We start from the raw sequence: 17,567 nt of genomic DNA on the forward strand, positions 1-17,567 counted from the left end.
CGCTGTACCTAGAGAGGGGCAGAGCCATGTCCGACACCGCCCGACCCGCCATCGAGATGGCGGGCGTGGAGAAACGCTTCGGCGCCACCGAGGCCCTGCGCGGCCTCGACCTCGCCGTCCCGGCCGGCACCGTCTGCGGCCTGCTCGGCCCCAACGGCGCCGGCAAGACCACCGCCGTCCGCGTCCTCGCCACCCTGGTCGCCCCCGACCGCGGCACCGCCAGGGTCGCCGGACACGACGTCGTCCGCGCCGCCGAGGACGTCCGCCGCGCCATCGGCCTCGCCGGGCAGCACGCCGCCGTCGACGAGGGCGTCACCGGCCGCGACAACCTCCGCCTGCTCGGCCGGCTGCACCACCTCGGCGCCCGCCGGGCCCGGGAGCGCGCCGACGAACTGCTCACCCGCTTCGGCCTCGCCGAGGCCGCCGACCGGCTCGTGCGCACCTACTCCGGCGGCATGCGCCGGCGCCTCGACCTCATCGCCAGCCTGGTCACCAGCCCGCCGGTGCTCTTCCTGGACGAGCCCACCACCGGGCTCGACCCGCGCAGCCGACAGGCGATCTGGGACACCGTCAAGGAACTCGCGGACGGCGGCACCACCGTGCTGCTCACCACCCAGTACCTGGAGGAGGCCGACCGGCTCGCCGACGACATCGTGGTGGTCGACCACGGCGCCGCCATCGCCACCGGACCGCCCGACCGGCTCAAGGCGGCGATCGGCAGCCAGGTCTCCGTCACCCTGGCCGACCCCGGGCAACTCGCCGCCACCGCCGTCGTGCTGTCCTCGATGACCGGGGGCGACGCCCGGGTGGACGTCGCCGAGCGGACCGTCACGGTGCTGACCACGCCCGGCGTGTCCATCCTGCTGCCGTCGCTGGTCCGGGAGTTGGACGGCGCCGGGGTCGTCGCGCAGGACGTCGCGGTGCGGGCGCCCTCGCTGGACGACGTGTTCCTCGCGCTCACCCAGGAGTCCGCGGACGCCGGGAGGGCCGCCCGGTGACCACTGCGCACATCGCCCCGGCGCGACCGTCCGGCATCGGCCGGCTCGCCACCGGCACCTGGACCTCGGTGCTCCGCGTCCTGCTCAACTACCGCCACTCACCGGGCCTGTTGGCCGCCTCCCTGGGCGTTCCGGTGGTGATGGTGGTGGTCTTCGGGTACGTCCTCGGCAGTGCCATGCAGGTGCCGGGCGGCGGCGACTACCGGGAGTTCCTGATGCCCGGCCTGTTCGCCATGGTGGCCACCAACGGCATCATGCCGACCATGGTCGGCGCCGCCCGCGACGTCTCGCGCGGAGTCACCGACCGGCTGCGCTCCATGCCCGTCTCCCGCACCGGGCTGCTGCTCGGGCAGACCCTCGCCGACCTGCTGGTCAGCATGGTCGTCCTGGCCCTGCTGGCCCTGGTCGGGCTCGCCACCGGCTGGCAGGCCCGGAACGGACTCGCCGACGCGGCAGGGGCGTTCGCGCTGCTGCTGCTCTTCCGATTCGTGATGACCTGGGTCGGCACCCTGCTCGGCCTGGCCGTCGGCAAGGAGGAGGCGGCCGGTCAGCTGTCCGTGGCGGTCTTCCCGCTGGCGATGATCACCAACGCGTACGTGCCGACCGGCGGCATGCCCGGCTGGCTGCGGTTCCTCGCCGACTGGAACCCGGTCAGCTCCGTCGTCCAGGCCTGCCGGGAACTGTTCGGCAACCCCTCGGCGGCCGGTTCCGCCTGGCCCACGCAGCACGCCGTCCTCGCCGCACTGCTCTGGAGCGCGTTGCTGCTGGCAGTCTGCATGCCGCTCGCCGTACGGAAGTTCGCCACGCACGGGCGGTGATCCGCCGGGTTCCGGCACTCCCGCCAAATGTGCTGGACAGCGGAGCCGGTGTGGTCTTGGGTGGGGCGCCATGGAGTACACCCACCTCGGCCGCACCGGCCTGACCGTCTCCCGCCTCTGCCTCGGCACCATGAACTTCGGCCCCCACACCGAGGAGGCCGAGGCCCACCGCCTCATGGACACCGCCCACGAGCGCGGCATCAACTTCTTCGACACCGCCAACACCTACGGCCGCGACAGCGAGGGCCGGCTGCGGGGGCGGACCGAGGAGATCATCGGCCGCTGGTTCGCCAAGGGCGGCGGACGCCGCGAGCGCACCGTCCTCGCCACCAAGGCCTACGGCGACATGGGCGACTGGCCCAACGAGAGCAAGCTCTCCGCGCTCGCCATCCGCAAGGCCGTCGAGGCCAGCCTGCGCCGCCTCCAGACAGACCACATCGACCTCTACCAGATGCACCACATCGACCGGGCCACGCCCTGGGAGGAGATCTGGCAGGCGATGGAGGTCCTGGTGGCCCAGGGCAAGGTCGTCTACGTGGGCTCCAGCAACTTCGCCGGCTGGCACATCGCCCAGGCCCAGGAGACCGCCCGCGCCCGCCACTTCCTCGGCCTGGTCAGCGAGCAGTCCCTCTACAACCTGCTCGACCGCGCCATCGAGCTCGAAGTCGTCCCCGCCCTCCAGCACTACGGGCTCGGGCTGATCCCGTGGTCCCCGCTGCGCAGCGGCCTGCTCGGCGGCGTCCTGCGCAAGGAGCGCGAGGGCACCCGCGACCGCAGCGCCATGCCCTACGCCAGCGAACTCCTCGCCAAGCACCGCGACCGCATCCAGGCCTACGAGGACTTCGCCGCCGAACTCGGCGCCGACCCCGCCGACCTCGCCCTCGCCTGGCTCCTCTCCCGCCCGGCCGTCACGGCCCCCATCATCGGCCCCCGCACCCCGGCCCACCTCGACGCCGCCATCGGCGCGTTCGACCTCAAGCTCGACCAGAAGACCCTCGACCACCTCGACGAGCTCTTCCCGGGCCACCGGCCCGCCCCGGAGGACTACGCCTGGTAGGCCGTCCGCGTCCGGCCCCGGCCCCTTCGTCGGGGGCCGGGGCCCCGCGCGCACCCGGGGGAGCCGGCCGGGGACCGGCGGCCTCGGCAGTGGCTGGGCGTCAACCAGCCCGCACAGTAGCCGAATTGTGAGGGTGGCGAGTCTTGACCGGGCCGTCCGGCACTGGTCTAGTCACCGCTTACATGGGCAAGGGTACGGGGAGGCACAATTGGCCTTGTTCGCCAAGCCGCAGCCGGGCTACACCACCGCCGCCGCCACCGGCGACACCGTGGTGCTGCTGATCGGCATGCGGATCAACCGCTTCTGGGCCGTGCACCACTGGGGCCCGGTGATGTTCTCGATGCTCCGGATGCTGTACGACCTGCGCCGCGCCCCCGAGCGCGGCCTGCGCGGCCGCATCCTGCTGACCGCCTCGCCGCGCACCTACTACGTGGTCCAGTACTGGGAGTCGAAGGAGAAGCTGTACGGCTACGCGAGCGCGCCGGACGGCTTCCACCACACCGTGTGGGGCATCGCCAACCGCAAGCTGCGGGAGGGCAAGGCCCGCGGGCACGTCGGGCTCTGGCACGAGACGTACATCGCGCCGCCGGGCGGGTACGAGTCGATCTACTTCGACATGCCGCCGTTCGGCCTGGCCGGCGCCACCGGCTCGCTGCCGGTGGAGGCGCGCGGTCGGCACGCGGCGCAGCGGCTGGCCTACCGGGAGCCGGCACCGGAGCCGGAGACCGCTGGGTCGCAGTCGCAGTCGCAGTCGCAGTCGCAGTCGCAGCCGAAGCCGCAGTCGCAGCCGCCGGCCGGCCGGTCGGAGCCGGAGACCGGTGGGGCGCGGACGGCGCCGGGCGGGGCGGGCGAGTCCGAGGCCGGGGCCGCGCCGGCCCCCGGTGCCTGAGTACGGCTGCGCCGGGAGTGTCGTGGGCCGCCCGCCGCCGTGCCGTGAGAGCGTCGGGGAATGGTGGATCGGGGCGACGCGCGGCCGCAGGCGCCGGCGCGGTCGGTGCGGGTGGTGCACGAGGTGCCGTACCGCGCGCAGTGGGAGTCGGCGGAGCTGGTGCGGGAGATCGTCGACGGGCGGCTGGAGGCGTCCGCCGATCCGCGCTGGGGGCAGTCCGGCGCGGCCACCGCGGAGGAGTACGCGTGGTGGTCCTGGCGGCTGTGCGGGGTGGCCTGTCTGCGGATGGCGCTGGCGCACTGGTGGGGCGTGACCCCGGCGGCGCTGGCGCTCGCGGGCGAGTGCGTGGCGGCCGGCGCCTACCTGCGGGACGGTGACAGCCTGCGCGGGCTGATCCACGCGCCGTTCGCCGAGTACGTCGAGCGGCGCTGGGGACTGGCCGCGCGGGCACGGGAGTTGACGCCCGAGGAGGTGTCGTCGGAGGTGGCCGACGGCCGGCTGGTGATGGTCTCGGTGCACCCGTCGATCCGGGAGCCGTACGGGCCGGAGCCGGTGCGGCGCGGTGGGCACCTGGTCCTGGCGGTGGGTGCCACGGACACGGCGCTGCTGATCCACAACCCCTCCGGGTTCCCGGGGGAGTCGCAGGCCTTCGCGCGCGTGCCGTGGCGGTCGTTCGGGCGGTTCTACGCCGGACGCGGGATCGTGCTCGGCCCGCCCCGGGTCTCCTCGCCCTGACGTCGCGGAGCGGTCACTGGTTGTCCGGCAGTCCCATCGGGTTGATCGGCAGCCGGCCGCGACAGAGCGCCGAGATCGGCTTCAACGCCGCGGCGAGCCGGTCGAGTTCGGTCCGCGGGTAGTCGTCCCAGACCCGGGCCGCGGCCAGGTCGGTGGCGGCCTCCAGGGTCTGGTGACGGATCCGGCCGAGCTCGGTGACCGTCCCCTCGGCGGTCAGCCAGCCGCGCTCGACCAGGCGGTCGGCCGCCGCCTCCCACTCGGCGTCCGTCCACCCGCGCAGCGGCTGGAGCATCTCGCGCCGCATGTCCATCGCGCAGCGGACCACCAGGGCCTCGCAGCCGTCCAGCCCGGCCGCCACCAGGGCGGCCACGTGGCCGTCGCCGCGGTGCTCGCGCATCACGGTGGCGGCCTGCCAGAGCCGCTCGTACAGGCCGCTCGGGCGGGGCAGCGCGGCGTTGGCGGCGGCCAGCACCCGCCCGGCGCAGTCCAGCCGGGTGGCGGCCTGCTCCAGGGTCTCGGCGACCAGCTCGACCTGCTCCTTGTCCACGTGCTCCAGCAGCCCCTCCAGGATCGTCGCGGAGGCCTTCAGGCGGGCGGTCAGCGCCTCCTCCGGGCTCGCGTGGTTCCACACCTCCGGCAGGGCGCGCTCGACCATCGAGGGGGAGAAGTTGAAGAAGGCGGCCGTCACCGGCGGGGCGTCCACCGCGCCGAGCGGGGCCGATCGGGTGGCGAAGTAGCCGTGCAGGCGGCCGTGCAGACCGGCCTCCTCGAAGGCGGCGCGGCCCTCGGGCAGGAAGTAGGTGACGGCGTGCACCGGCTCGAAGAGCCACCACAGCGCGCGGGCGGGGTGGACGAGATCGGTCATCGGGAGACCTTCCTCGGACGGAGCTCCGGGCGGGCCGGGGAGCTCGGCGGTCGGGACGGCCCGGCAGGAGCCGCGGCGGGCCGTGGCCCGTTCAAGGGCTGATGACCACGGCGAGGGCCCCGGTAATCCTGCCGGGGGTGTGATGACGGTCACGCCGAGGCGGCGCTGTGCGCCCGGCGGCGGTACGGCGCGGGATGATGGGATGAGGTGCCCGCTCCCGGGGGGCGCCCAGCCCCCGCAGGTCCTCGTACGAAGGTAGTCGGTCATGGCCCAGATCAACCCCAGCATCCTGTCCGCGGACTTCGCCCGGCTCGCCGACGAGGCCGAGGCCGTCCGGGGTTCCGACTGGCTGCACGTGGACGTCATGGACAACCACTTCGTGCCCAACCTGACCCTCGGCGTCCCGGTGGTCGAGTCGCTCGCCCGCGCCACCGACACCCCGCTCGACCTCCACCTGATGATCGAGGACCCGGACCGCTGGGCCCCGCAGTACGTCGAGGCCGGCGCCGGCTCGGTCACCTTCCACGTCGAGGCCGCCGCCGCGCCCGTCCGGCTCGCCCGTGAGATCCGCGCCAAGGGCGCCCGCGCGTCGATGGCGCTCAAGCCGGGCACCCCGATCGAGCCGTACGAGGACCTGCTGCCCGAGCTCGACATGGTGCTGATCATGACCGTCGAGCCCGGCTTCGGCGGCCAGGCCTTCCTGGACATCATGCTGCCGAAGATCCGCCGCACCCGGGAGCTGATCGCCAAGCACGACCTGGAGCTGTGGCTGCAGGTGGACGGCGGCGTCGCGGCGAACACGATCGAGCGCTGCGCGGAGGCGGGCGCGGACGTGTTCGTGGCCGGCTCGGCGGTGTACGGGGCCGAGGACCCGGCCGAGGCGGTCCGCAAGCTGCGGGACCTCGCCGACAAGGCGTCGGCGGACGCCTGGTGGGCCTGCGGGCACTGAGGCCCGCCGGGCCTTCGCCGGGCCCTCGCCGGGCCGCCCGCGCGCGGTGCCGCCGGCCGTGCGGGGGCCGTGCTTGCCGGGGGCCGAGCCTCTTGGGCCCGGCCCCCGGCGTGGGAAGCGGGCCGGCTCAGCCGGCGACGGCCGCTTCGGGTGAGGTGACCGCCTTGGCCGAGAGGGCGCGGCCGTAGCGGCGCAGTAGGAGGACGGCGGTGGTGGCGAGGCCGACGAGCAGGCCGAGCCAGAGGCCGCGGGTCTCGCCGCCGAGGGGGTAGGCGAGGAGCCAGGAGGCGGGCAGGCCCACGAGCCAGTAGCCGATCAGGGTGATGCGGAAGCCGCTCCTGGTGTCGTCGAGGCCGCGCAGCAGGCCGACGCCGATGTTCTGGGCGCAGTCGAAGAACTGCAGCACGGCGACGACGGCCAGGAGTCCGGTGGCGATCCGCAGGCCCTGCTGGTCGGCGGCCGCGCCGGGGTCGAAGTAGGGCCGCAGGACGAGGTCGGGCACGGTGAGGTAGGCGATGCCGACGAGGGTGGTGACGGCGGCGCCGCAGGCGAGTGCGGTGTTCTTGATCCGGCGGGCCGCGGCGTACTCGCCGAGGGCGAGTTCGCGGCTGACGTTGATGGAGGCCGCGTGGGAGAGGCCCACGGCGACCTGGAAGACGATGTAGATCAGCTGGTTGACGGCGGTGTGGGCGGCGAGCGCGGCGGCGCCGAAGCTGCCGGCGAGCAGGGCGGTGACGGAGAAGAAGCCGGCCTCGGAGCCGTAGGTGGCGGCGATCGGGGTGCCGAGGCCGAGCAGGCGGCGCACGGTGGGGGCGTCGGCGCGCCAGAAGTCCGGGCTCAGCAGGGGTGCGAGCTGCGGGTCGCGGCGGGCCGAGGCGTAGAGGGCGAGGAAGGAGAGCAGGTAGACGCTGCTGGTGGCGACGCCGATGCCGGTGAGGCCGAGTTTGGGCAGGCCCCAAGTGCCGTGGATGAAGAGCCAGTTGAGTCCGGCGTTGATGGCGACGGAGGCGATGGTGATCTGCAGCAGGGCCTGGGGGCGGCGCATGCCGACGGTGAACTGGCGGATCGCCTGGAACCAGAGGCAGGGGACCAGGCCGGGGGCGAGGGCGGCGAGCATGCCCTGGGCGCGGTGGGCGACTTCCGCGTCCTGGCCGAGCCAGGTGGCGGCCTGGCCGATGAGCACCATCAGGACGGCGCCCGCGAGGCCGGCCAGGGTGGCGACGGCCATCGCCGCCCGGACGAGGCCGCGGACCTCGTCGCCGTCGTCGGCCGCGTCCTCGTCCCGTTCGGCGCGCGCGGCGGCGGCCGCGACCTGGTTGCCGACGGAGGTGACGAGGCCGACGCCCATGGTGCGCAGCTGGTTGAAGACGACCAGGGCGAGGCCGCCGGCCGCCAGGGCCTCGGTGCCGAGCACGCCCATCATGATGGTGTCGGTGGTGGTGAGGGCGACCTGGGCGAGCTGGGTGAGGGCGAGCGGGACGGCGAGGGCGGCGAGTGCGCGGCTGTCGCGGGCGAGGGTGGCTAGCTGCTGCATCGTGGGTGTCACGTTTCTCGGAAGTCAGGGCCTGCGGAGTTTGGTGAGCGTTTCGTCGATGTCGGCCTCCACGGCCTCGTCGAGCAGTGCGCGGGCGTTCATCCAGTCGTCGTTGAAGACGGTGTCCATGTACTTCTCGCCACCGTCGTTGATGAAGGCGACCATAACGGCATCCGGGGCCAGGGCCGGCAGGCGGTTCAGGGCCTCGTGGACGACGCCTCCGGCGGAGCCGCCGATGAGCAGGCCGGTGCGGCGGGCGACGACGCGGGCGGTCGCGAAGGCCTCGATGTCGCCGACCTTCACGCCCTCGTCGATGAGGTCGTAGTCCACCAGCAGGCCGATGGTGGCGCCCTCGGGGGTGCCGGTGCCGGACTGGTAGTAGTCGTGGGCGGGCGGCCCGAAGGCGATCGAGCCCTTCGGCTCGACGCCCACGACGGCGACGCCGGGCACGGAGCGCTTGAGCTCGCGGGCGGTGCCGCACAGGCCGCCGCCGGTGCCGACCGCGCCGATCAGCACGTCGACCCGGTTGTCGAGGGCCTGGGCGATCTCGCGGCCGACGGCGTGGTAACCGACCGCGTTGCTGGGGTTGTTGTGCTGCTCGGTGAAGAAGGTGTTGTCCTTGCCGCGGGCCATCTCCTCGGCGAGTTCCTCGCGGGCCGCGGTGTGGAGTTCCTCGCCGTCGGTGTCGGCGTCGACGAAGACGAGTTCGGTGCCCATCGCCTTCATGCCGCGCAGCTTGTCGGCGGCGGCGTGGTTGTCGACGACGGCGGTGAAGCGGTAGCCGCGTTCGGCGGCGACGACGGCCAGGCCCAGGCCGGTGTTGCCGGAGGTGGACTCGATGATGTGGCCGCCTTCGCGCAGGTCGCCGCGTTCCTCGGCGTCGAGGACCATCTGGCGGGCCATGCGGATCTTGGCGCTGCCGGTGGGGTTGAACATCTCCAGTTTCAGCAGCAGCCGGGCGCCGTTGTCGGCACGGGCGAGTTCGAACAGCGGGGTGCGGCCGATGAGGTCGGACATCCGGCTGACCACCGGGGGGCGGTTCAGGGCGTCGGTCATGGTGGAGCTCCGTGGGGACGGCGGGGCGGGGAGGTTCGTGCGGGGGTCAGCGGTCGAGGCGCCAGCGCGGGCGGTCGCCGTGGTGGTCGACGACGACCTTCGGCGGCAGTGGCAGTTCGTGGAAGGGGGACTCGTTGGAGTCCATCTGGTAGCCCGCGGTGTTGGGGTAGACGAGCAGGTCGCCCACCCGGGGCCGGGCGGGGAAGGCGATCTTGCGCCAGGTCAGCAGGTCGGAGTCCAGGCAGCTGGCCCCGCCCACGCAGGCCCGGTACGGCTGCTCCGGGGGCCGAGTGCGGTCGCCGAGCAGGACCGGGTCGGGCAGGTACTCGCTGTTGAACCACTGCTCGGACAGGCTGAGGCTGGTGCCGTCGACGGTGACGATGCCGTACCCGGCGCGGTCCTTGACGCCCTGGACGGGGAACACCGACGACCCGGCGCGGTCCAGCAGGGCGCGGCCGGGCTCCAGCAGGAGCGTCACGCCGGCCTGCCGCAGCCGCTCGGCGAGGCTCGGTCCGGTACCGCCGGGGCGGGCGGCGAGGATCGCGCGCAGTGCGTCCGCGCCGGCGACGGGGGAGTGGTACGGGTAGAAGTCGCCCGTGGCGAAGGCCTTCTCGCCGTGGTAGTGCCCGGGGCCCTGTTCGGCGAGGAAGGTGTCCCAGGCATCGGCGGCGACGTAGTCGACGGGGAAGCCGCCGCCGATGCTGATCCGGTCCGCCGGCAGGCCCGACGCCCGGGCCTTGAGGCAGAGTTCGACGAGCTCTCCGGCGAGGTCGGCGCGTGGCTGGACCGCGTAGCCGGAGAGGTGGAAGCTGAAGCCCTCCATCCGTACGGTGTCCCCGGCCTCGGCGCAGCGCCGCAGGGCCTGGTGCAGTTGCGCGTCGTCCAGGCCGAACCGGCTGCGCGGCTGGGCCGGCGGGTGCCGGCGCAGCAGGACGCGGACGGGACGGTCGGTGTCGAGGCCGAGCAGGCGTTCCAGTTCGTCGGGGGCGTCGACGGCGATCAGTGCGCCCTGCCGGGTGGCGACGCGCAGCAGTTGCTCGTTCTTGGCGGGGCCGGTGACGACGAGGTCCTCGCCGCGCACGCCGTGGCCGAGGGCGTCGCGCAGTTCGCCGAGGGAGGCGACGTCGATTCCGGCGCCGGCCGCGGCGCAGCGTTCCACGAACACGGAGGCCTTGTTGGCCTTCTTCGCGTAGTGGACGCGGCCCTCGACCTCGGCGTCGGCCAGGGCGGCGCGGAACGCGGCGAGGTTGTCGTCGAAGCGTTCGGGCAGCAGGTAGTGGAAGGGGCCGTCCAGGCCGTGGGCGAGTTCGTGGAGCAGTCCGCTGTCGTGGATCCGGTCGGTGAGCGGGTCGGGGTGGGCGGGCAGGCTCAGCGCCACAGGGCCACCTCGGTTCCGAGGCCCTGGGCGGCGGCGAGTTGGGCGAAGCGGTGGCCCAGCGCGATGTCGGTGACGACGAGTCCGCTGTTGTAGGCGAAGATCCGCTGCCCGGGGGCGGTGCGGGCGGCGGCGGCGCCGGAGATGACGACGGGCAGCTCCAGGTCGACGGCCGGGAGCTTGCCGTCGGCGTCGGCCATGTCGGTGCCGGTGACGCGCATCTGGGCCTCGCTGGTGGCGATCACCCGGTCCGCCCGGTGGAGGGTGGAGGGGGCGAGGCCGTGGCCGACCAGGATCGAGACCGCGCCGGGCTTCAGCCAGTCGGCCTCGACGGCGGCGGGGGTGTGGCCGCCGGCGGTCGCGACGACGACGTCGGCGTCGCGGGCGGCGGCCCTGAGGTCGGTGACCAGTTCGAGCTCGCGGTCGGGGAAGTGCCGGGCGAGTTCGGCGCGGACGGCGGCGATGCCGTCGGGGTGGGTTCCGGACAGGAGGAGACGCTCCAGCCCGGGCAGGGCGGTGAGCAGGAACGGCAGCGCCAGGCGGCCCTGGGTGCCGGTGCCGATCACCAGCGCGGTCGAGGCGTCGGGGGCGGCGCACTCGCGGGCCAGCAGGGCGGAGACGGCCGGGGTGCGCAGGGATCCGATGCGGGAGCAGTCCATCATGGCGACGGGCAGGCCGGTGACGTCGTCGTAGATGGTCAGCGTCGTGTAGTAGTGCTGGTTCTCGCGGCTCCGGTCGAGGCCGTGCTTGTAGGAGGTCTTGACGGCGACGACGTTGCGCACGCCGTCGCGGCCGAGCATGGCGTAGGAGACGGAGTGGCCGTCGGCGGGCTTGACGGTGAGTTTGCGCGGGTTGTCGGACTGGCCGGCGGCCAGGGTGCGGTAGGCCTGTTCGACGGTGTCGACGACGTCGGCGAGGGTGATGTCCAGGCCGGCGAGGTCGCTGGTGGACAGTACGCGCAGGGTGGTGTCGTCCCGGTCCATGGGGGTGCCCTTTCGAGGTGGTGAGGCGGCGGCAGTGGTGGTTCAGGCGGCCCGGGCGGTGAGGGCGGCCTGGCCGTAGCCGTGTTCGTCGTGCTCGGCGAGCGGGCGGGTGGGGCGGCCTTCCACGCGTACCGAGGCGCGCTTGAGCCAGCGGTCGGTGCCGTCGTAGCGGGCCCGGAACGGCACCCGGCCGTGGACGACGACGTCGTTGTCGACGACCAGGACGTCACCCGGTTCCAGGCTCACCGCGACCGAGACGCGGGCCAGTTCGTCACCGAGGCGCCGGTAGGCCGCGCGCCATGCCTCGTCCGCCTCGTCCAGCGGGGTGTAGGCGGGGTCGTAGCGCATGGTCAGGCCCTCGGGGGCCTCGAAGAGGGTGGGGACCGGCGCGGGCCGGCCGCCGAACTTCCGGGCCTGCTCGTAGGCGTCGTCGGGCAGGATCGGTGCGACGGGCCGCTTCAGCTGCTCGACGTCGGCGTCGGGCAGGTCGGTCAGGCGCACGCTGGCCGCGGTGGTGGCGATGGCGTCGTGGTTGCGCATGCAGCACAGCAGCAGCAGGTGCGCGCGGCCGGGGTGGAAGGCGTCCTCGGTGTGCGGGGTGAGCAGGACGGAGCTGGAGGCTCCGGTCTGCTCGCTCTCGTGGCCCGGCGTCGGGACGATGTTGTGCACGAACCGGCCGTCCTGCTGGCCGTCCCAGGCGATCGGGGTGCCCATCGCCGTGGAGACGAGCAGCAGCACCACGTCCCAGAGCGCGCCGGAGTCGCCGACGGTCGACCAGTGGTCGGGGGTGGGCCCGAGGCGGGTGTCGTCGATCTCCAGTCCGCGCAGCACGAACAGGCCGTCGGCGGTGTCGACCGGACGCAGTCGGTGGCGCAGCGGTTCGCCGAGCCGGGCGCACTTCTCGGGCAGGTCGGCCAGCAGGGCGGGGCTGGTCGCGGAGCCGTGGAGGGCCAGCAGTTCGGCCGCGGTGGAGGTGAGTTCCGCGACGGCGTCGGCGTCGAGACGGCGTACCGGGGCAGGGCAGGTGGGCACGGCGGGACCTTCCGGGGACAGGGGGAGAAGAGGTGCGGGGTGCGGGCACGTGGCGTCACCTCGCCGGTGTGGGACGGCGACGGGAGCTGCGCGTGGGGCATCGGTCCGGGGCGGCTCGAACGGCCGGACGACAGGAAACGTAACAACGACTTTTAGGTAAGGCAAGCCTTACCCGGCTGGATGTCTACATTTGCGTAGTCTCGGTTCCGGGCGGCGGCGCACGTGCGGCGCAGGGGCAACTTCCCTGCTCGCGGGCCGGATTGGGACGCTGGGGCGCATGGCCGGAAGTCGCGTGCGCCCCACCGGACGGCTTGCGACTTGTCTTGAATTTAGGGTAGGTAACCCTAAGCAAATCGAGCACGGAACCGAGACGAGGATCGAACGTGGGCGTCACCAGACGACAGCTGCTGTGGGCCGGAGCCGGAGCCGGGGCGATCGGCGTGCTCGCCGCCTGCGGTGGCGGCAAGGGTGGCGCCGGGGAAGCCGCGGCCTCCGGCGGGACCGGCCAGCAGCCCCGCCCCGGCGGGACGCTGAAGGTCGGTGCGCTCGGCAAGGCCTCGGCGGTCACCCGGGACCCGCACGGCACCCAGGCCAACGAGAGCGACTACCTCATCATCAGCCTGATCTACGACACGCTCGCGATACCCGGGGCCACGGCCAACACCGCTCCCCGCCTGGCCGCCTCCTGGAAGCCGTCGGACGACCTGAAGACCTGGCGCTTCACCCTGGCCGACGGCGCCACCTTCCACGACGGCACCCCGGTCACCGCCGACGACGTCGTCTGGTCGCTGAAGCGGCTGCGCAACACCCCGGCGGGCAAGAGCCGCCTGCCCGGCATCCAGCCCGAGGGCATCACCGCCGAGGACGCCAGGACCGTCGTCCTGGTCTCCGACTACGCCAACGCCGACCTGCCGCTGCTGACCCGCCTGACCACCTTCGTCCTCAAGAAGGACACCAAGGACGACGCGGTCGCCGGCGCCCCGGGCACCGGCCCCTTCAAGCTCGACTGGTACCGCGACGGCAACGCCCGCCTGGTGCGCAACGACAACTGGTACGGCGGCAAGGTCCTGCTGGACGCCGTCGAGGTCCGCCTGTTCGAGAGCCCCCAGGCCATGGCCAACGCCCTGCTCGCCGGACAGATCGACGTCGCCTCCAACGTCGGTGCCGTCGCCGCCCGCACCGCCGAGGCCCGCAAGGACGTCCAGATCGTCCGCCGGCCCAACGACATGGCGATGCCCGTCGTCATGCGCACCGCGGACGGCCCGTTCGCCGACGCACGGGTGCGCGAGGCCCTCAAGCTCGCCGTCGACCGCGACGCCATGGTCAAGCAGGTCCTCTCCGGCTACGGCAGCGTCGCCAACGACGTCCTCGGCACCGGCGACCCCGCCTTCGCCAAGGACATCCCGCAGCGCACCCGCGACCTCGCGAAGGCCAGGCAACTGCTCGCCGACGCGGGCTTCGACACCTCCAGGACCTACGACCTGACCACCACCGAGGACATCGCCGGACTCGCCGAGTCCGCGACCCTCTTCGCCACCCAGGTCCGCGAGGCCGGGGTGAAGATCAACGTGGTGAAGCAGGACTCCAAGGTGTTCTGGGACGACACCTGGCTCAAGGGCACGCTCTACACCAGCTACTGGGGCACCAACGACTCCGTCGTCTTCTTCGCCTCCAAGACGATGCTCTCGGACGCGGGCCAGAACGAGTCCGGCTGGAACGAGCCCAGCTTCGACGAGACCTACCGCAAGGCCATGGGCGCCGCCGACACCGCCGAGCGCGGCAAGCTGCTCCACCAGCTCCAGGAGATCGAGTTCGCCAAGTCCGGCTACCTGCTGTGGGGCATGGCCGACGGCATCGACCTCGCCGGCGCGGCCGTGCGCGACCTGCCCAAGCTCCCCGGCTACGGCCGCGTCCAGCTCGAGAAGACCTGGCTGGCGCGTTGACCACCCCTCACCCGGTGGACGCGAAAGCGCCCCGAAGCCTCCCGGCCCGCATCCTCCCCGGTGCGGGCCGGGTCGCCCGGCAGGCCGTACGGCGCCTGGTCCTGCTCGTCGTCCTGCTCGCCGCCGTCTTCGCGGCCGTCGAACTCCTCCCGGGCGACGCCGCCGGCGCGAGCTCCGACCGGGGCGTCACCGCCGCCGACCTCGCCGCCCGCCGCACCGCCATGGGCCTCGACCGCCCGGTCGCCGAGCGCTTCCTGGACTGGATGACCGGCCTGCCCACCGGCGACCTCGGCACCACCGCGCGCGGACAGCACGTCACCGACGTCCTGGCCGGCCCCTTCCCCAACACCCTCCTGCTCGGCACCCTCGCCCTCGCCCTCAGCACAGCCGGAGCCCTCGCCCTCGGCGGCTGGGCCGCGCTGCGCCCCGGCGGGCGCGTCGACCGCGCCGTCGACACCCTGTCCACCGCCGCGTTCGCCCTCCCGGAGTTCGTCGTCTCGGTCGCCCTGCTCCTGCTGCTCTCCCAGTGGACCGGCTGGCTGCCCGCCGTCACCCTCACCGGCGCGGACGGCAGACCCGAGTCGTGGACCATGATCGTCCTGCCCCTGCTCTCCCTGGCGGTCCCCCAGATCGGCTGGAACACCCGCATCGTGCGCGGCGCACTCGCCGACCAGGCCGCCCAGCCGCACGTCCAGGCCGCCGTCCTCGACGGCCTGCCCCGCCGACGCATCCTCAGCCACCACATGCTCCCCGGCGCCCTGCCCGCCGTCGCCGTCGGCATCGCCACCTCCGCCGGCATGCTCCTCGGCGGCACCGTCGTCGTCGAAACCCTCTTCAACTACCCCGGCGTCGGTGCCGTCCTGGCCGGCGCCATCACCGACCGCGACACCCCGCTCGTCGCCGGAGTCGTGGCCGCGGCCGGCGCCGCCATCAGCCTGCTCCTGCTGCTCGCCGACCTCGTCCGCACCACCACCCTCGGAGAAGAGCGACGATGACCGCCGACGCCCCGACAGCGGCCCCCGCGCCCGCCACCCGAGGGAAGCGACGGGTGCTCATGCGCGCGGTTCCCGCCCTCGCCCTCGTCGCCCTCGCACTCGCCGGGCCGCTCCTCGCCCCGCACCCGATCGACACCCCGGTCACCTTCCCCTACGCCGAAGCGGGCGGCGACGCGCCGCTCGGCGGCGACCAGCTCGGCCGCGACGTCCTCAGCCGCCTGCTGACCGGGGGCGCGCCCCTGATCGCCACCGCCCTGGCCATCGCCCTCGTCGTCACCGCGGCGGCCACCGCCATCGGCATCCTCGCCGTGCTGCGCCCGGCCCTCGGCCGGTGGATCGAACGCGCCGCGGACCTGACGATCCTGCTGCCGTCCGTCCTCGCCATCATGCTGATCGCCCTGGCCTGGCCCGGCGGCGGACGCCTCGCCGTCGCCGCCGCAGCCACCCTCCTCGGCATCCCCTACGCGGTCCGGATCGTCGCCGCCGCGGCCGCCCCCCTCGCCACCGCCGGCTTCGTCGAGGCCGCGGCCGCGGGCGGCGAGAACCTCTGGCACCTCACCGTCCACGAGGTCCTCCCCAACCTGCGCTCCACCGTCCTCGCCCTGTTCGGCCTGCGCTTCGTCGAGGGCGTCTACATCGTCTCCGTCGCCGCCTTCCTCCAACTCGGCCCCCAACCCCCGGAAGCCGACTGGGCGTTGATGATCCGCGAGAACGCCGCCGGCATCACCCTCAACCCGTGGGCCGTCGGAGCACCCTGTCTCGCCATCGGCCTGCTCGCCATCAGCGTCAACCTCGCCGCCGAAGCCCTCGCCCCCGCCCGGCCCACCCCGGAGACCCCGCTGTGAGCACCACCGACCCCGCTGCCCGTGCCACCGCCCTGTCCGTCACCCTCGGGGACACCCCGCTGCTCACCGACGCCACGCTCACCCTCGCCCCGGGCCGCGTCACCGCCGTCACCGGGCCCTCCGGCGCCGGCAAGACCACCCTGCTGCGCGCCCTCGTCGGCGCCCTCCCGCCGGGCGCGCGCGTCACCGCCGGCAGCCTCACCGTCCTCGGCCACGACATCCTCGCCCTCCCGCCCGAGGAACTGCGCCGGCTGCGCCGCCACAAGCTCGCCTTCGTCGGCCAGGACCCGGGCTCCGGACTCAACCCCCGCATGCGCGTCGACCGCCTCATCACCGAGACCGCCGCCGACCGCCGCGGCACCTCCGTCACGGACCTGCTGCGCGCCGTCCGCCTGCCGGTCGACGAAGGCCTCGAACGCCGCCGGACCGAGCACCTCTCCGGCGGACAGCAGCGGCGCGTCGCCCTCGCCCGTGCCCTCGCCCGCCGCCCCGCGATCCTCCTCCTCGACGAACCCACCGCCGGCCTGGACGCCGCCCTGCGCGACGACATCGCCGACCTGCTGCACGACATCGCCGACAGCGAGGGCATCGCCATCGCCCTCACCAGCCACGACGCCGACTTCGTCGCCCGCTGCGCCGACGACGTCCTCGCCCTGTGGCCCGACCGTCCGGTCACGGCCCCGGGCACGCCCGCAACGCCCCCGGTGCCCGCACCGGCTCGCGTCCGCGCCGACGCGGTGCCCGCACCGGCTCGCGTCCGCGCCGACGCGGTGCCCGTCGTCGAGGTGAAGGCACTCGACGCCCGGGTCGGCAGCGGCCGCAGCCGCCACCGGGTCTTCGCCGGCCTCGACCTCGTCCTGCGGCCCGGCACGCTGACCGGGATCACCGGCCCGTCGGGGTGCGGCAAGACCACGCTGCTGCGCGCCCTCGCGGGACTCCACCGCCCCGAGGCCGGCCGGATCACCCTCGGCGGCGAACTCCTGGCCTCCTCGTACCGGCGGCGCACCCGCGACCAGCGCCGCCGCGTCCAACTCGTCCCGCAGAACCCGCTCGGCGCCCTCAACCCCGCTCACACCGTCGGCGCCACCCTCACCCGCCCGCTGAAGCTCCACTCCGTACGGCCCGCCGACCGGTGCGACGCCCGCGTCGCCGAACTGCTCACCGCGGTCGGCCTCACCCCCGGCCACGCCGACCGCCACCCCCACGAACTCTCCGGCGGACAGCGCCAGCGCGTCTCCATCGCCCGCGCCCTGGCCGCCGAACCCGATGTCCTGCTCTGCGACGAGGTCACCTCCGCCCTCGACGCCGACACCGCCGAGGACATCATGGAACTCCTGCGCGGCCTACGGACCGACCAGGGCCTCGCCGTCGTCCTCGTCAGCCACGACCTGCCCCTGCTCTCGGCCCACGCGGACCTCCTCCTCACCCTCGACGGCGCCGACGGGGTGCCGCTCACCAAGCACCGCGCGGCCCCGAGCCCGGTGCCGAACTGA

Annotated in this window: 15 protein-coding genes and 1 pseudogene; 10 read left to right on the plus strand and 6 right to left on the minus strand. The window is 74.0% G+C overall.

Annotated elements, in window-relative coordinates:
* Positions 1-26 precede the first annotated feature (26 nt).
* The 5 genes and pseudogenes from ACFWJ4_RS13020 (at position 27) to ACFWJ4_RS13040 (ending at position 4,497) form a co-directional block, all read left to right on the plus strand.
* Entirely contained in the window at positions 27-998 is a 972-nt protein-coding gene (locus ACFWJ4_RS13020; protein ID WP_380542768.1) for an ATP-binding cassette domain-containing protein, read from the plus strand.
* Positions 995-1,816, plus strand: coding sequence for an ABC transporter permease (locus ACFWJ4_RS13025; RefSeq protein ID WP_380542771.1), 822 nt, complete (start codon positions 995-997; stop codon positions 1,814-1,816). Before ACFWJ4_RS13020 ends, ACFWJ4_RS13025 begins: the two co-directional genes overlap by 4 nt.
* A 70-nt stretch (positions 1,817-1,886) precedes the next feature.
* On the plus strand, positions 1,887-2,873 hold the full coding sequence (locus tag ACFWJ4_RS13030) for an aldo/keto reductase (RefSeq protein WP_380542774.1): 987 nt from the start codon (positions 1,887-1,889) through the stop codon (positions 2,871-2,873).
* A gap of 214 nt (positions 2,874-3,087) precedes the next feature.
* Positions 3,088-3,576: pseudogene (locus ACFWJ4_RS13035) on the plus strand (DUF4188 domain-containing protein); the annotation flags it as partial.
* Positions 3,577-3,822: 246 nt separating this feature from the next.
* A complete protein-coding gene (locus tag ACFWJ4_RS13040; RefSeq protein ID WP_359897367.1) occupies positions 3,823-4,497 on the plus strand; it encodes a C39 family peptidase in 675 nt (224 codons plus the stop codon).
* 13 nt (positions 4,498-4,510) lie between these two features.
* Here ACFWJ4_RS13040 and ACFWJ4_RS13045 read toward each other — a convergent pair whose 3' ends face one another.
* Positions 4,511-5,362 (minus strand): hypothetical protein, encoded by an 852-nt coding sequence (locus ACFWJ4_RS13045; protein WP_359897366.1) that lies wholly within the window; start codon positions 5,360-5,362, stop codon positions 4,511-4,513.
* A gap of 265 nt (positions 5,363-5,627) precedes the next feature.
* Here ACFWJ4_RS13045 and rpe point away from each other — a divergent pair, with 265 nt between their 5' ends.
* Positions 5,628-6,311: a ribulose-phosphate 3-epimerase gene (gene rpe, locus ACFWJ4_RS13050; protein ID WP_380542777.1), complete on the plus strand. Its 684-nt coding sequence runs from the start codon at positions 5,628-5,630 to the stop codon at positions 6,309-6,311.
* 127 nt (positions 6,312-6,438) lie between these two features.
* Here the strand turns inward: rpe and ACFWJ4_RS13055 are convergent, their stop codons facing one another.
* From ACFWJ4_RS13055 to ACFWJ4_RS13075, 5 genes are read right to left on the minus strand one after another with little or no spacing between them, the layout of a single operon-like run.
* Positions 6,439-7,845, minus strand: coding sequence for an MATE family efflux transporter (locus ACFWJ4_RS13055; RefSeq protein ID WP_380542780.1), 1,407 nt, complete (start codon positions 7,843-7,845; stop codon positions 6,439-6,441).
* A gap of 24 nt (positions 7,846-7,869) precedes the next feature.
* Complete coding sequence (locus ACFWJ4_RS13060) at positions 7,870-8,901, minus strand: cysteine synthase family protein (protein WP_380542783.1); 1,032 nt, start codon at positions 8,899-8,901, stop codon at positions 7,870-7,872.
* A gap of 46 nt (positions 8,902-8,947) precedes the next feature.
* Complete coding sequence (locus ACFWJ4_RS13065; protein WP_380542786.1) at positions 8,948-10,279, minus strand: Y4yA family PLP-dependent enzyme; 1,332 nt, start codon at positions 10,277-10,279, stop codon at positions 8,948-8,950.
* Positions 10,270-11,259 carry an ornithine cyclodeaminase family protein gene (locus ACFWJ4_RS13070; protein WP_380542789.1) on the minus strand — a complete coding sequence of 330 codons (990 nt, stop codon included), beginning with the start codon at positions 11,257-11,259 and terminating at the stop codon, positions 10,270-10,272. Before ACFWJ4_RS13070 ends, ACFWJ4_RS13065 begins: the two co-directional genes overlap by 10 nt.
* A 42-nt stretch (positions 11,260-11,301) precedes the next feature.
* Positions 11,302-12,291: a TauD/TfdA family dioxygenase gene (locus ACFWJ4_RS13075; RefSeq protein ID WP_380542792.1), complete on the minus strand. Its 990-nt coding sequence runs from the start codon at positions 12,289-12,291 to the stop codon at positions 11,302-11,304.
* 383 nt (positions 12,292-12,674) lie between these two features.
* Here ACFWJ4_RS13075 and ACFWJ4_RS13080 point away from each other — a divergent pair, with 383 nt between their 5' ends.
* The 4 genes from ACFWJ4_RS13080 to ACFWJ4_RS13095 are packed head-to-tail and all read left to right on the plus strand — an operon-like array spanning position 12,675 to position 17,567.
* Complete coding sequence (locus tag ACFWJ4_RS13080) at positions 12,675-14,234, plus strand: ABC transporter substrate-binding protein (protein ID WP_380542795.1); 1,560 nt, start codon at positions 12,675-12,677, stop codon at positions 14,232-14,234.
* Complete coding sequence (locus ACFWJ4_RS13085) at positions 14,231-15,229, plus strand: ABC transporter permease (protein ID WP_380542798.1); 999 nt, start codon at positions 14,231-14,233, stop codon at positions 15,227-15,229. Before ACFWJ4_RS13080 ends, ACFWJ4_RS13085 begins: the two co-directional genes overlap by 4 nt.
* Positions 15,226-16,074 carry an ABC transporter permease gene (locus ACFWJ4_RS13090; protein ID WP_380542801.1) on the plus strand — a complete coding sequence of 283 codons (849 nt, stop codon included), beginning with the start codon at positions 15,226-15,228 and terminating at the stop codon, positions 16,072-16,074. Before ACFWJ4_RS13085 ends, ACFWJ4_RS13090 begins: the two co-directional genes overlap by 4 nt.
* Positions 16,071-17,567 carry an ABC transporter ATP-binding protein gene (locus tag ACFWJ4_RS13095; protein ID WP_380542804.1) on the plus strand — a complete coding sequence of 499 codons (1,497 nt, stop codon included), beginning with the start codon at positions 16,071-16,073 and terminating at the stop codon, positions 17,565-17,567. Before ACFWJ4_RS13090 ends, ACFWJ4_RS13095 begins: the two co-directional genes overlap by 4 nt.

The organism is Kitasatospora sp. NPDC127067, from assembly GCF_042724755.1.
GTDB lineage: Bacteria > Actinomycetota > Actinomycetes > Streptomycetales > Streptomycetaceae > Kitasatospora > Kitasatospora lactacystinica.